20 protein-coding genes and 1 pseudogene are annotated in these 12,395 nt (G+C 65.5%); 18 read left to right on the top strand and 3 right to left on the bottom strand.

The genetic code is table 11. The features are described 5' to 3' along the window. Positions 1–114: 114 nt before the first annotated feature. The 3 genes and pseudogenes from R4Z62_RS13315 to R4Z62_RS13305 form a co-directional block, all read right to left on the bottom strand. Positions 115–501 (bottom strand): ATP-binding protein, encoded by a 387-nt coding sequence (locus tag R4Z62_RS13315; RefSeq protein WP_491521868.1) that lies wholly within the window; start codon positions 499–501, stop codon positions 115–117. 22 nt (positions 502–523) lie between these two features. After that, positions 524–2,326, bottom strand: coding sequence for a reverse transcriptase/maturase family protein (locus tag R4Z62_RS13310; protein WP_491519784.1), 1,803 nt, complete (start codon positions 2,324–2,326; stop codon positions 524–526). 536 nt (positions 2,327–2,862) lie between these two features. Further along, a pseudogene (locus R4Z62_RS13305) lies at positions 2,863–3,048 on the bottom strand (ATP-binding protein); the annotation flags it as partial. A gap of 146 nt (positions 3,049–3,194) precedes the next feature. Here R4Z62_RS13305 and R4Z62_RS13300 point away from each other — a divergent pair. The 18 genes from R4Z62_RS13300 to rpsH all read left to right on the top strand — a co-directional run bounded on the left by R4Z62_RS13300 (position 3,195) and on the right by rpsH (position 12,371). Next, a complete protein-coding gene (locus R4Z62_RS13300) occupies positions 3,195–4,052 on the top strand; it encodes a helix-turn-helix domain-containing protein (RefSeq protein WP_355476288.1) in 858 nt (285 codons plus the stop codon). After that, entirely contained in the window at positions 4,049–4,300 is a 252-nt protein-coding gene (locus R4Z62_RS13295) for a DUF397 domain-containing protein (protein WP_355476286.1), read from the top strand. The genes R4Z62_RS13300 and R4Z62_RS13295 overlap by 4 nt, the downstream gene beginning before the upstream one ends. 517 nt (positions 4,301–4,817) lie before the next feature. Beyond that, positions 4,818–5,126: a 30S ribosomal protein S10 gene (rpsJ, locus tag R4Z62_RS13290; RefSeq protein WP_003948644.1), complete on the top strand. Its 309-nt coding sequence runs from the start codon at positions 4,818–4,820 to the stop codon at positions 5,124–5,126. A gap of 17 nt (positions 5,127–5,143) precedes the next feature. After that, positions 5,144–5,788, top strand: a complete 645-nt coding sequence (rplC, locus tag R4Z62_RS13285; RefSeq protein ID WP_018564803.1) for a 50S ribosomal protein L3 — start codon at positions 5,144–5,146, stop codon at positions 5,786–5,788. A gap of 8 nt (positions 5,789–5,796) precedes the next feature. After that, positions 5,797–6,456: a 50S ribosomal protein L4 gene (gene rplD / locus R4Z62_RS13280; RefSeq protein ID WP_064534640.1), complete on the top strand. Its 660-nt coding sequence runs from the start codon at positions 5,797–5,799 to the stop codon at positions 6,454–6,456. Further along, positions 6,456–6,875 (top strand): 50S ribosomal protein L23, encoded by a 420-nt coding sequence (gene rplW / locus R4Z62_RS13275; RefSeq protein ID WP_064534642.1) that lies wholly within the window; start codon positions 6,456–6,458, stop codon positions 6,873–6,875. The genes rplD and rplW overlap by 1 nt, the downstream gene beginning before the upstream one ends. Positions 6,876–6,928: 53 nt before the next feature. Further along, positions 6,929–7,765 carry a 50S ribosomal protein L2 gene (gene rplB, locus R4Z62_RS13270; RefSeq protein ID WP_018564806.1) on the top strand — a complete coding sequence of 279 codons (837 nt, stop codon included), beginning with the start codon at positions 6,929–6,931 and terminating at the stop codon, positions 7,763–7,765. Between the two features lie 12 nt (positions 7,766–7,777). Beyond that, entirely contained in the window at positions 7,778–8,059 is a 282-nt protein-coding gene (gene rpsS, locus R4Z62_RS13265) for a 30S ribosomal protein S19 (RefSeq protein ID WP_003948639.1), read from the top strand. A 44-nt stretch (positions 8,060–8,103) separates the two neighbouring features. Then, a complete protein-coding gene (gene rplV, locus R4Z62_RS13260) occupies positions 8,104–8,451 on the top strand; it encodes a 50S ribosomal protein L22 (protein WP_003974262.1) in 348 nt (115 codons plus the stop codon). Continuing rightward, positions 8,451–9,281: a 30S ribosomal protein S3 gene (gene rpsC / locus R4Z62_RS13255; protein ID WP_028420771.1), complete on the top strand. Its 831-nt coding sequence runs from the start codon at positions 8,451–8,453 to the stop codon at positions 9,279–9,281. The genes rplV and rpsC overlap by 1 nt, the downstream gene beginning before the upstream one ends. A gap of 5 nt (positions 9,282–9,286) precedes the next feature. Then, positions 9,287–9,706: a 50S ribosomal protein L16 gene (gene rplP / locus R4Z62_RS13250; RefSeq protein WP_018564810.1), complete on the top strand. Its 420-nt coding sequence runs from the start codon at positions 9,287–9,289 to the stop codon at positions 9,704–9,706. Next, positions 9,706–9,930: a 50S ribosomal protein L29 gene (rpmC, locus tag R4Z62_RS13245; protein ID WP_018564811.1), complete on the top strand. Its 225-nt coding sequence runs from the start codon at positions 9,706–9,708 to the stop codon at positions 9,928–9,930. Before rplP ends, rpmC begins: the two co-directional genes overlap by 1 nt. Then, positions 9,927–10,211: a 30S ribosomal protein S17 gene (gene rpsQ / locus R4Z62_RS13240; protein WP_018543912.1), complete on the top strand. Its 285-nt coding sequence runs from the start codon at positions 9,927–9,929 to the stop codon at positions 10,209–10,211. Before rpmC ends, rpsQ begins: the two co-directional genes overlap by 4 nt. A gap of 106 nt (positions 10,212–10,317) precedes the next feature. Continuing rightward, positions 10,318–10,686, top strand: a complete 369-nt coding sequence (gene rplN / locus R4Z62_RS13235; protein ID WP_003998823.1) for a 50S ribosomal protein L14 — start codon at positions 10,318–10,320, stop codon at positions 10,684–10,686. A 2-nt stretch (positions 10,687–10,688) separates the two neighbouring features. Further along, a complete protein-coding gene (gene rplX, locus R4Z62_RS13230; protein ID WP_024883202.1) occupies positions 10,689–11,012 on the top strand; it encodes a 50S ribosomal protein L24 in 324 nt (107 codons plus the stop codon). Next, the gene (gene rplE / locus R4Z62_RS13225; RefSeq protein WP_018564813.1) at positions 11,012–11,569 is read left to right on the top strand and encodes a 50S ribosomal protein L5; all 558 of its coding nucleotides are present in this window, start codon (positions 11,012–11,014) and stop codon (positions 11,567–11,569) included. The genes rplX and rplE overlap by 1 nt, the downstream gene beginning before the upstream one ends. Before the next feature lie 5 nt (positions 11,570–11,574). Further along, the gene (locus tag R4Z62_RS13220) at positions 11,575–11,760 is read left to right on the top strand and encodes a type Z 30S ribosomal protein S14 (RefSeq protein WP_003948630.1); all 186 of its coding nucleotides are present in this window, start codon (positions 11,575–11,577) and stop codon (positions 11,758–11,760) included. A 212-nt stretch (positions 11,761–11,972) separates the two neighbouring features. Then, a complete protein-coding gene (rpsH, locus tag R4Z62_RS13215) occupies positions 11,973–12,371 on the top strand; it encodes a 30S ribosomal protein S8 (protein WP_026252022.1) in 399 nt (132 codons plus the stop codon). Positions 12,372–12,395 lie beyond the last annotated feature (24 nt).

The raw sequence follows: 12,395 nt of genomic DNA, 5'->3' as shown, positions 1-12,395 counted from the left end.
GTGACGGGGTGCGGCGTGACGGCCGGGGCGGACCGGCGAGGTGGGGTGGGTTGGTCGGTAGGTCTTCCCCCAGGTCCTTTCAAGCATTGATCACGCGCCGGACCGCGTCGCCGGTCACCGGCTCGTGACGGCCCGCGATCCGGCCGGCCCGGTCGCCACCTCCGCCCAGACGGTCTTGCGCGGGGGCGGCCCGGTGGTGACTCCCCAGCGGTCGGCGAGCGCCTCCACGAGGAGCAGGCCACGGCCGGACTCGGCGACGTCGCCGACCGCGTCTGCCGCGCGCTCCGGGTGCGGGAGCCGGTCGCCGCGCGTGTCGGTCACCTCGATACGGAGGGTGTCGCCGACGACGTAGAGCAAAAGCCGGAAGTCGCGGCCGGGAACGCGGCCGTGGGTCAGTACCGGTAGGCCACAGGCGAGGTGGCTGCCGCGGCAGCTCCTTTTCCTGTGGCCCCCGGCCCGAACCCGCCGTGCACCTTTCGGTGCAGCGGGCTCTCCAGCGATTACTGCGTGATCCTGGGCCCGGTTATGCGTGGATGTTTTCATGGCAGGGCGGACAGACCACCAGGGTTCTGCGTCGCTTCTTGACCATTAGCTGCATCCACGGAGGCTGCTCTTTCCGCGCCTGGAGCTCTGCAAGGTGGCGAACTTGGTGGACTTGCACGGCTGTTCGCTTGTTGCAGAGTTCGCACCGTCCTTTGCGGAGCCGGTCGATGAGCTGGCTTCCGCGCGGGCGGCTGCGGGGAGTGAATTGAGTAGGCGGAAGGTCGTCAATGACGGCTTTCCGCTGCCGGATCAGGGGAATACCACCGAACCGTGCGATCAGCGGTTTCCTGCCCTCACGTTTGATCCTGGCCTCAAAACATCTGCGTGGTCCGACGGGTGTCCGGATGGTTGTTTTGTACTTGTTGGCCATCGCGGTCACCCGTGACCGATGCCTGGCGGCCAGGGTCTTGAGCATGGAGGTCAGCATGACCCCCTTGAGCCGGTCGAGTTTCCAGACATCGCCGGCCAGCAGGTAGTACTGAACGATGCCCCGGTACTGCGCTCCGTAAATGCCGATGATGTCGAAGGGTGTGCAACTCGTCAGCGGGAGCAGGTGTGTGGGTTTGCCACGGTGGAGGAACGGGGCGCATTTGGCCTTGATCACACCTTTGGGTACGCGGAGTTGGATCTTCCCGTTGATGGAGCGGAGACCGCGATTGATGCGGCCGCCCCTGGAGACCTTTTCATCTGCGTGCTGGACGGTGATCTCGTAGCCGAGGAAGCGGGCCGCTTGGGTGCGGCCATGGGTGATCAGCGTTTTGCCCTGGTTGAGTTCCAGCTTGAGGTCGTCGCGGAGGAATGCGGCCAGGCGCTGTTTGATCGTCTCGGCTTCGGCCTTGGGTCCGATGAACCCGAGGAGATGATCGTCCGCGTAGCGGATGTAGCGTAGCCGCCGGTAGCCGGGATCATGCGGATCACCGACCGGATGGTGGCGCAACTCCTTTCGCCATTGGCGGACTTGAGCGGACTCGGTATTCTCCTTCCTGTAGGCGAGTCGCTTCCGGGCAGTGCCGATTGCGTTCTCCAGCTCCTTATAGGCCGGATTCTTGCGGCGAGCTGCTCCTCGGGTGAATTCCGGGATGAGAACTGTCTCGACGAATGTGTCCAACCGGTCCATGTAGATGTTGGACAGGAGTGGGGAGAGCACACCGCCTTGCGGGGAGCCCGACAGGGTGGCGTGCCATCTCCAGTCCTCCAGGTATCCCGCCTTCAGCATCTGTCGGATGAGGCGGAGGAACCGGTTATCGTGGATCTTCTCCGATAGAATGGCCAGCAGAATCTCATGATCCAGCGAGCCGAAGCAGTCGGAGATGTCTCCTTCGATGAACCAGGTTGTCCCGGTCCAGTTGTATGTCACTTCGGACAGTGCCGTGTGACAGCCCCGGCCGGGGCGGAAACCGTGAGAGCGGCTGGAGAAACGCGGCTCGTAATACGTTTCCAGAAGAAGGCGTATCACTTCACCGACGAGTTTGTCCGACCAGGACGGCAGGCCGAGCGGGCGCGTCTTTCCGTTGGATTTCGGAATGTGGACGCGCCGCACCGGGCGGAAGCGATAGCGCTCATGACGCATGGCTTCGATGATGTGTCCGATCTTGGCTTCGGACATGCCGTCAGCGGTTTCCCCGCAGACTCCGGGTGTCATCGCGCCGTGGTTGGCGTAGATGCGCCCGTAGGCCAGTAGATACAGGCTTGGATTGAACAACTGTCGATACAGTTCATCACACGGCAGGCTTCGCCTGCCGCGTTCACGCAGGACATCAAGCACCGTTTCGGCGTTCTGCATTACGCATACCTCCCAGCATCGTGATGTCCGAATCACCTGGCCCCCTTCGCCCTGTGGACGGCTTTCCCGTCCTCCTTGGCAGGTCGTTACTCCTACGACTACTACGGGGCCTCCGTCACCTTGAGGCTCGCGCCTTTTAGGTGATCCCATGTTCGTCTCTGTTGTACGTGTCTAGCGCGAGTTAGGCGCCCCACTCATCCCCTTGAATTCCCTCACTGGGAATCATTCCGCGACCCGAAGGGTGCGATGGATACGCAGTTACTCCACCGCAGGGTGCGGCGCCGGTGTCACGTGTGGCTTTCCGGCGGATGCAGTCCATTTCATCCTTTGGAGATTGGAGTTCAGGCAGTACAGCTTTCGCCATATCGCGCGGGTCCCTCAGTGCCTCGCTTCCACACGTGAACACGAGCACTGATTTCCTGGCATGCTGCTGTCCCCTTCACCTTTCGGTTCCAAGTAAGCCATCAGACCCAGAAACCTCCCTTCAGTTCCTCCCGGTTGAACCGGGGATACAACAGAGCGCCTCATGGCGCACCGGCGTTGGCCGCCAGCTCGGCGACGATGTACTCCGCCGGATGCGACGGAAGGCCCCAGGAGCGCAACTGCTCGGTGGCGAGCAGACGGGCGAGCCGGGCCCCGCGGGGAGTGGAGGACAGCTGAAGGCTGAAGTTCCGGACGGGGCCTGTGAGGTGGTTTTCAGGGGCACGTGTTTCTTGATTCACGTCACTCAGCGTGGCCTCACCTGCTTCCGTTGGTGAGTGACAACGCCTGCACGTACTGCCACTGTCCCGGCTTTTGTCTCGGCTGTCTCGGCTGTCTCGGCGTTGTACGAGTACGGGTACGTACGAGTCGCGTCGGAGGAGGAGTCGTGAGCGAAGCGGTGAGTGAAGGGGCCGACGAGGCGGGCTGGGACGTCGAGCCGGGCGACGAGATCGAGCCGGTGGTGCAGGCGGTGGGCCGACTGCTCAAGGTCTGCCGGGAGGCGGCCGGGATGACGGTGGCCGACCTGTCCAGGACCATGGGGTACGGCGAGGACATGCTCCGCAAGATCGAGCGGGGCGCACGCATCCCCCGGCCGGAGTTCCTGGACAAGGCGGATCAGCTCCTGCGGGCGCAGGGGCATCTGCGGGCCTTCATGGAGGACATGAGGAAGGCGCGGTATCCGAAGAAGGTGCGGCGGCTGGCCGATCTGGAGAAGCGGTCGGTGGAGATGCTGCTGTACGGCAACCACAACATCCACGGTCTGTTGCAGACGGAGGAGTACGCGCGAGCGCTGCTGAGTACCTGGCGTCCGGCCTACTCGCCGGACGAACTGGAGCGCATGGTGGCCGCTCGCACGGCACGCCAGACCGTCTTCGAGCGCTCGCCCGCACCGGAGCTCAGCTTCGTCCTGGAAGAAGTGACATTGCGCCGCCCGATCGGGGACACAATGGTGCTGCGTCGACAGCTCGAACACATGCTGGAGGTGGCGCAGTTGCCGTTCGTGGAACTTCAGGTGATGCCGACCGCCCACGCGAACCACCCTGGCACGGGAGGCCTCATCGAAGTGCTGAAGTTCGCGGACGGTACGGGGATGGGCCGTACCGACGGCGACTTCTCCGGCCGCCCGGTCTCGCACCCCAGGCAGCTCCGCGTCCTCGATCTGCGCTATGGCATCATCCGGGCTCAGGCGCTCACGCCAGAGGAGTCTCTGGTCTTCATCGAGCAAACGCTGGGAGAACTATGAGCACCCCGGAACTCCACTGGTTCAAGAGCAGCCACAGCGACAGCAGCAACGGCAACGACTGCGTCGAAGTGGCCCTCCACTGGTTCAAGAGCAGCTACAGCAGCAGCAGCAACGGCAACGACTGCGTCGAGGTGGCCCACGCCCCCACCACCATCCACGTCCGCGACTCCAAGAACACCAGCGGCCCCCAGCTCGCGCTGGCCCCAGGTGCCTGGGCGGATTTCGTGTCGTACGCCTCGGAGAGCTGATCTCTCGACCACCCCGCCTCACCGGGCGACGGCGGCGCCGTGTCTGTGGACCAGGTAGTCCATTGTCTGGGACCCGCCCCCCGCCGCCCCGCCCGCCGGTTTGACCTGCGTCACCTTCGGGGTAATCTCTTCGGCTCGATTGGCCAGGCCGCCGTCCCGTATGGCAGACTGTCGGAGTTGCTCGGCCGAGTGTTGATGCTGCGCGCCTCCCGCCGGGAGGACCGGAAGCGAGTCCCACAGTACTCGTCGCCCTAACTGCCTCACGGCAGCGCTGGGGCGGACGTACGGGAATCTTCCGGGAAGCGTGGGCGCGGCACCGGCCAGGCGCCCGGTGGGTCTTCGATCCCCGGCCTGCGGCTTCGGTAGGGCCGCGCAATCCCGCAGGGATGTCCTCACAAGGGACATCCATGTCGGCGAGAGCGCGACACACCCGACCGCGTGGGTCGGCGAAGACCAAGGGGAACCAGGAAGACACCGGGTTCCAGAGCGTAAGAAGAGACAGGACTACGAAGTAGCCATGGCGGGACAGAAGATCCGCATCCGGCTCAAGGCCTACGACCACGAGGTCATCGACTCTTCGGCGAAGAAGATCGTCGAGACGGTGACCCGCACTGGTGCGTCGGTCGCGGGCCCGGTGCCGCTGCCCACTGAGAAGAACGTGTACTGCGTCATCAAGTCGCCGCACAAGTACAAGGACTCGCGCGAGCACTTCGAGATGCGCACGCACAAGCGCCTGATCGACATTCTCGACCCGACCCCCAAGACCGTTGACTCTCTGATGCGACTCGACCTCCCGGCCGGTGTCGACATCGAGATCAAGCTCTGAGGGCTGGTGATCTGAGAATGGCTAAGCAGATCAAGGGCATCCTGGGCGAGAAGCTCGGCATGACGCAGGTGTGGGACGAGAACAACCGTGTTGTTCCGGTCACCGTCGTCAAGGCCGGCCCCAACGTCGTCACCCAGGTCCGTACGAACGATGTCGACGGCTACGAGTCGGTCCAGATCGCCTTCGGCGAGATCGACCCGCGCAAGGTGAACAAGCCCCTCAAGGGCCACTTCGCCAAGGCCGACGTCACCCCCCGCCGTCACCTCGTCGAGATCCGCACCGCGGACGCCTCCGAGTACACCCTCGGCCAGGAAGTCACCGCCGAGGTCTTCGAGGCGGGCATCAAGGTCGACGTCACCGGCAAGAGCAAGGGCAAGGGCTTCGCCGGTGTCATGAAGCGTCACAACTTCAAGGGCCTCGGCGCCGGTCACGGCACCCAGCGCAAGCACCGCTCGCCCGGTTCCATCGGTGGCTGCGCCACCCCGGGCCGTGTGTTCAAGGGCCTCCGCATGGCGGGTCGTATGGGCAACGAGCGGGTCACCACCCAGAACCTGACCGTCCACGCCGTTGACGCGGAGAAGGGTCTGCTGCTCATCAAGGGCGCGGTTCCCGGTCCGAACGGCGGCCTCGTCCTGGTCCGCACCGCGGCCAAGGGGGCCTGAGGTAACCGATGAGCACTGTTGAGATCCTTTCGCCGGCGGGCGAGAAGGCCGGTACCGTCGAGCTCCCCGCGGAGATCTTCGGCGTTGAGAAGGTCAGCATTCCGCTGATCCACCAGGTCGTCGTCGCACAGCTGGCCGCTGCCCGCCAGGGCACCCACAAGACCAAGACGCGTGGCGAAGTCCGCGGCGGTGGCAAGAAGCCGTACCGCCAGAAGGGCACCGGCCGTGCCCGTCAGGGCTCGACCCGCGCGCCGCAGTTCGCCGGTGGTGGCGTCGTGCACGGTCCCGTGCCGCGCGACTACTCGCAGCGGACCCCGAAGAAGATGAAGGCCGCGGCCCTGCGCCACGCCCTCACCGACCGGGCCCGCCACAACCGCATCCACGTCGTCTCCGGCGTGGTCGAGGGTGAGACCGCCTCCACCAAGGCCGCCCGGACGCTGTTCGGCAAGATCTCGGAGCGCAAGAACCTGCTCCTGGTCGTCGACCGCGCCGACGAGGCCGCGTGGCTGTCCGCCCGCAACCTGCCCCAGGTCCACATCCTGGAGCCGGGCCAGCTGAACACGTACGACGTTCTCGTCTCGGACGACGTGGTCTTCACCAAGGCCGCTTTCGAGTCCTTCGTCGCCGGCCCGAACAAGGCCAACGACACCGAAGGGAGCGAGGCCTGATGGCTACGCGTCACCCCTCCATCGCCTCGAAGGCCGCCAAGGCCGCCAAGGCCGCGCGCGTCGCCAAGGCGCGCCGCCACGCCGCCGAGGGCAAGAACACCGTCGAGACCCCGCTGAGCAAGTCGTACACGGACCACCGTGACGTCCTGCTCAAGCCGGTCGTGTCGGAGAAGAGCTACGCGCTCCTCGACGAGAACAAGTACACGTTCATCGTCGACCCGAACGCCAACAAGACCCAGATCAAGCAGGCCGTCCAGGCGGTCTTCGAGGTCAAGGTCACCGGCGTCAACACGATCAACCGCCAGGGCAAGCGCAAGCGCACCAAGACCGGCTTCGGTCAGCGTGCCGCCACCAAGCGCGCGATCGTGACCCTCGCCGACGGCGACCGTATCGACATCTTCGGCGGTCCGACCGCCTGACGGTGGTCTGGAGCGTCCAGATTTCGGAATCACTTTCCGAGGACTGAGAGACAATGGGTATCCGCAAGTACAAGCCGACGACTCCTGGCCGTCGTGGCGCCAGCGTCGCCGACTTCGTCGAGGTCACGCGGTCCACGCCGGAGAAGTCGCTGGTCCGTCCCCTGCACAGCAAGGGCGGCCGTAACAATTCCGGTCGTGTGACCGTTCGCCACCAGGGTGGCGGACACAAGCGCGCCTACCGCGTGATCGACTTCCGTCGTCACGACAAGGACGGCGTGCCGGCGAAGGTCGCGCACATCGAGTACGACCCCAACCGCACCGCGCGCATCGCGCTGCTGCACTACGCCGACGGCGAGAAGCGCTACATCCTCGCCCCGCGCAACCTCCAGCAGGGCGACCGCGTCGAGAACGGTCCCGGGGCCGACATCAAGCCGGGCAACAACCTGGCTCTCCGCAACATCCCGGTCGGTACCACGATCCACGCGATCGAGCTCCGTCCCGGTGGCGGTGCCAAGTTCGCCCGCTCCGCCGGTGCCTCCGTGCAGCTGCTCGCGAAGGAGGGCACGATGGCCCACCTCCGCATGCCGTCCGGTGAGATCCGCCTGGTCGACCAGCGCTGCCGCGCCACGGTCGGCGAGGTCGGCAACGCCGAGCAGAGCAACATCAACTGGGGCAAGGCCGGCCGCAAGCGCTGGCTGGGCGTCCGCCCGACCGTTCGCGGTGTGGCGATGAACCCGGTTGACCACCCCCACGGTGGTGGTGAGGGCAAGACCTCGGGTGGCCGCCACCCGGTCAGCCCCTGGGGTCAGAAGGAAGGTCGTACTCGTTCTCCCAAGAAGGCGAGCAACAAGTACATCGTCCGCCGCCGCAAGACGAACAAGAAGCGCTAAGGACGGGTTGAGATGCCTCGTAGCTTGAAGAAGGGGCCTTTCGTCGACGACCACCTGATCAAGAAGGTGGACGTACAGAACGAAGCAGGCACCAAGAACGTCATCAAGACCTGGTCCCGTCGCTCGATGATCGTCCCGGCGATGCTCGGCCACACGATCGCGGTGCACAACGGCAAGACCCACATCCCGGTGTTTGTCACCGAGTCCATGGTCGGCCACAAGCTCGGCGAGTTCTCGCCGACGCGCACCTTCCGGGGTCACGTGAAGGACGACCGGAAGTCGAAGCGCCGCTAGTCAGCGGGGTGTGAAAGATCATGACAAACACTGAAGGGACAACCATGGAAGCCAGGGCCCAGGCGCGGTACATCCGCGTCACGCCCATGAAGGCCCGCCGTGTGGTGGACCTCATTCGTGGCATGGATGCCACGGAGGCTCAGGCGGTCCTGCGTTTCGCCCCGCAGGCCGCGAGCGTGCCGGTCGGCAAGGTGCTGGACAGCGCCATCGCCAACGCCGCGCACAACTACGACCACACCGACGCCGACAGCCTCTTCATTTCCGAGGCCTACGTCGACGAGGGCCCGACCCTGAAGCGGTTCAGGCCGCGCGCCCAGGGCCGTGCCTACCGGATCCGCAAGCGGACCAGCCACATCACCGTGGTCGTCAGCAGCAAGGAAGGAACCCGGTAATGGGCCAGAAGGTAAACCCGCACGGGTTCCGGCTCGGTGTCACGACCGACTTCAAGTCGCGTTGGTACGCCGACAAGCTGTACAAGGACTACGTCAAGGAAGACGTCGCCATCCGTCGGATGATGACGTCCGGCATGGAGCGCGCCGGCATCTCCAAGGTCGAGATCGAGCGCACCCGTGACCGTGTGCGGGTGGACATCCACACCGCGCGTCCGGGCATCGTCATCGGCCGCCGCGGCGCCGAGGCCGACCGCATCCGCGGTGACCTCGAGAAGCTCACCGGCAAGCAGGTCCAGCTGAACATCCTCGAGGTCAAGAACCCCGAGACCGACGCTCAGCTGGTTGCCCAGGCCGTCGCCGAGCAGCTCTCCTCCCGCGTCTCCTTCCGCCGTGCCATGCGCAAGAGCATGCAGTCGGCGATGAAGGCCGGCGCCAAGGGCATCAAGATCCAGTGCGGCGGCCGCCTCGGTGGCGCCGAGATGTCCCGCTCGGAGTTCTACCGCGAGGGCCGTGTGCCCCTGCACACGCTCCGCGCGAACGTGGACTACGGCTTCTTCGAGGCCAAGACGACCTTCGGCCGCATCGGCGTGAAGGTCTGGATCTACAAGGGCGACGTCAAGAACATCGCCGAGGTCCGCGCCGAGAACGCTGCGGCCCGTGCGGGTAACCGCCCGGCCCGCGGCGGTGCCGACCGCCCGGCCCGTGGTGGCCGCGGTGGCGAGCGGCGCGGTCGCAAGCCGCAGCAGCAGCAGGCTCCGGCCGCCGAGGCCCCCAAGGCCGAGGCTCCGGCCGCTGCGGCTCCGGCTGAGAGCACCGGAACGGAGGCCTGACCACCATGCTGATCCCCCGTAGGGTCAAGCACCGCAAGCAGCACCACCCCAAGCGCGACGGCATGGCCAAGGGTGGCACGCAGGTTGCGTTCGGCGAGTACGGCATCCAGGCGCTGACCCCGGCCTACGTCACGAACCGCCAGATCGAGGCGGCCCGTATCGCGATGACCCGCCACATCAAGCGTGGCGGCAAGGTCTGGATCAACATCTACCCGGACCGTCCCCTCACCAAGAAGCCGGCCGAGACCCGCATGGGTTCCGGTAAGGGTTCGCCGGAGTGGTGGATCGCGAACGTGAAGCCCGGACGCGTCATGTTCGAGCTGTCGTACCCCAACGAGAAGATCGCCCGTGAGGCGCTGACTCGTGCGGCCCACAAGCTGCCGATGAAGTGCCGGATCGTCAAGCGCGAGGCAGGTGAAGCGTGATGTCGGCCGGTACCAAGGCGTCCGAGCTGCGCGAGCTGGGCAACGAGGAGCTTCTGGGCAAGCTCCGCGAGGCCAAGGAAGAGCTGTTCAACCTCCGTTTCCAGGCGGCGACGGGCCAGCTCGAGAACCACGGCCGTCTGAAGGCGGTCCGTAAGGACATCGCGCGGATCTACACCCTGATGCGCGAGCGTGAGCTGGGCATCGAAACGGTGGAGAACGCATGAGCGAGAAGAACGTGACTGAGAACGCAGAGGCGCGCGGCTTCCGCAAGACCCGTGAGGGTCTCGTCGTCAGCGACAAGATGGACAAGACCGTCGTCGTCGCCGTCGAGGACCGCGTCAAGCACGCGCTGTACGGCAAGGTCATCCGCCGTACGAACAAGCTCAAGGCGCACGACGAGCAGAACGCCGCGGGCGTCGGCGACCGCGTCCTCCTCATGGAGACCCGGCCGCTGTCCGCGACGAAGCGCTGGCGCGTCGTCGAGATCCTCGAGAAGGCCAAGTAATTCCTGCGGGGACCATCCCGCAGGACAGTTCCGCCAGGCTCGGTGGGGCTCCGTAAGTTGACTTACGGAGCCCCACCGGGAACCGGCAGACAAACAGGAGATAGACGTGATCCAGCAGGAGTCGCGGCTGCGTGTCGCCGACAACACTGGTGCGAAGGAAATCCTTTGCATCCGTGTGCTCGGTGGCTCCGGTCGCCGCTACGCGGGCATCGGTGACGTCATCGTCGCCACCGTCAAGGACGCGATCCCCGGTGGCAACGTGAAGAAGGGTGACGTCGTCAAGGCGGTCATCGTTCGCACCGTCAAGGAGCGCCGCCGTCCGGACGGCTCGTACATCCGCTTCGACGAGAACGCCGCCGTCATTCTGAAGAACGACGGCGACCCTCGCGGCACCCGTATCTTCGGCCCGGTCGGCCGTGAGCTGCGCGAGAAGAAGTTCATGAAGATCATCTCCCTCGCGCCGGAGGTGCTGTGAGCATGAAGATCAAGAAGGGCGACCTGGTCCAGGTCATCACCGGTAAGGACAAGGGCAAGCAGGGCAAGGTCATCGCGGCCTTCCCCCGCGAGGACCGCGTCCTGGTCGAGGGTGTCAACCGGGTCAAGAAGCACACCAAGGCCGGCCCGACCGCCGGCGGTTCCCAGGCCGGCGGCATCGTGACCACCGAGGCCCCGATCCACGTCTCCAACGTCCAGCTGGTCGTGGAGAAGGACGGCAACAAGGTCGTCACGCGCGTCGGTTACCGCTTCGACGACGAGGGCAACAAGATCCGCGTTGCCAAGCGGACGGGTGAGGACATCTGATGGCTACCACCACTGCCCCGCGTCTGAAGCAGAAGTACCGCGGCGAGATCGCCCCCAAGCTGCGTGACGAGTTCAAGTACGAGAACGTCATGCAGATCCCGGGCCTCGTCAAGATCGTGGTCAACATGGGTGTGGGCGACGCCGCCCGCGACTCCAAGCTGATCGAGGGCGCCATCCGCGACCTCACCACGATCACCGGCCAGAAGCCCGCGGTCACCAAGGCCCGCAAGTCCATCGCGCAGTTCAAGCTGCGTGAGGGCCAGCCGATCGGTGCCCACGTCACGCTCCGTGGCGACCGCATGTGGGAGTTCCTGGACCGCACCCTGTCGCTGGCGCTGCCGCGCATCCGCGACTTCCGCGGCCTGTCCCCCAAGCAGTTCGACGGCCGTGGCAACTACACCTTCGGTCTCACGGAGCAGGTCATGTTCCACGAGATCGACCAGGACAAGATCGACCGTGTCCGGGGTATGGACATCACCGTGGTCACCACGGCGACCAACGACGAAGAGGGCCGCGCCCTTCTCCGTCACCTCGGCTTCCCGTTCAAGGAGGCGTGAGCGAGATGGCGAAGAAGGCTCTCATCGCGAAGGCTGCTCGCAAGCCCAAGTTCGGGGTGCGTGGCTACACCCGCTGCCAGCGCTGCGGCCGCCCGCACTCCGTGTACCGCAAGTTCGGCCTGTGCCGCGTGTGCCTTCGTGAGATGGCTCACCGTGGCGAGCTGCCGGGCGTGACCAAGAGCTCCTGGTAACAGCCCACTTGGGTTAACCAGGACTCTCGGTAAGCAACCGGGGTCGGCAGGCGACCCACCCCCCATGCCTTAGGCTTGTGGGGTTGGGCGCCCGCCGCGCCCTAAACGACTTACTACGCCGTAGGTCCACCGCGCCGCACCCGTCCCGTCTCGGATCGGGGAGAGGGATGGCGCACCAGGAAACCCCGGCGAGAGAGGCCGAAGGCCAATTCATGACCATGACTGATCCGATCGCAGACATGCTTACGCGTCTGCGGAACGCGAACTCGGCATACCACGACTCCGTGACGATGCCGGCATCGAAGATCAAGTCGCACATCGCGGAGATCCTCCAGCAGGAGGGCTTCATCACCGGCTGGAAGACCGAGGACGCCGAGGTCGGCAAGAACCTCGTCCTCGAGCTGAAGTACGGCCCGAACCGTGAGCGCTCCATCGCGGGCATCAAGCGGATCTCGAAGCCCGGTCTCCGGGTCTACGCGAAGTCCACCAACCTGCCCAAGGTGCTGGGCGGCCTCGGCGTGGCGATCATCTCCACGTCGCACGGGCTCCTCACCGACAAGCAGGCCGGCAAGAAGGGCGTGGGTGGGGAAGTCCTCGCCTACGTCTGGTAGCGGAAGGGAACGGAGGAAACAGCT

The sequence above is a fragment of the Streptomyces sp. PL-25 genome, from assembly GCF_058344915.1.
The sequence above is the reverse complement of the archived record's forward strand: the minus strand, read 5'-3'. Positions and strand labels throughout refer to the sequence as shown.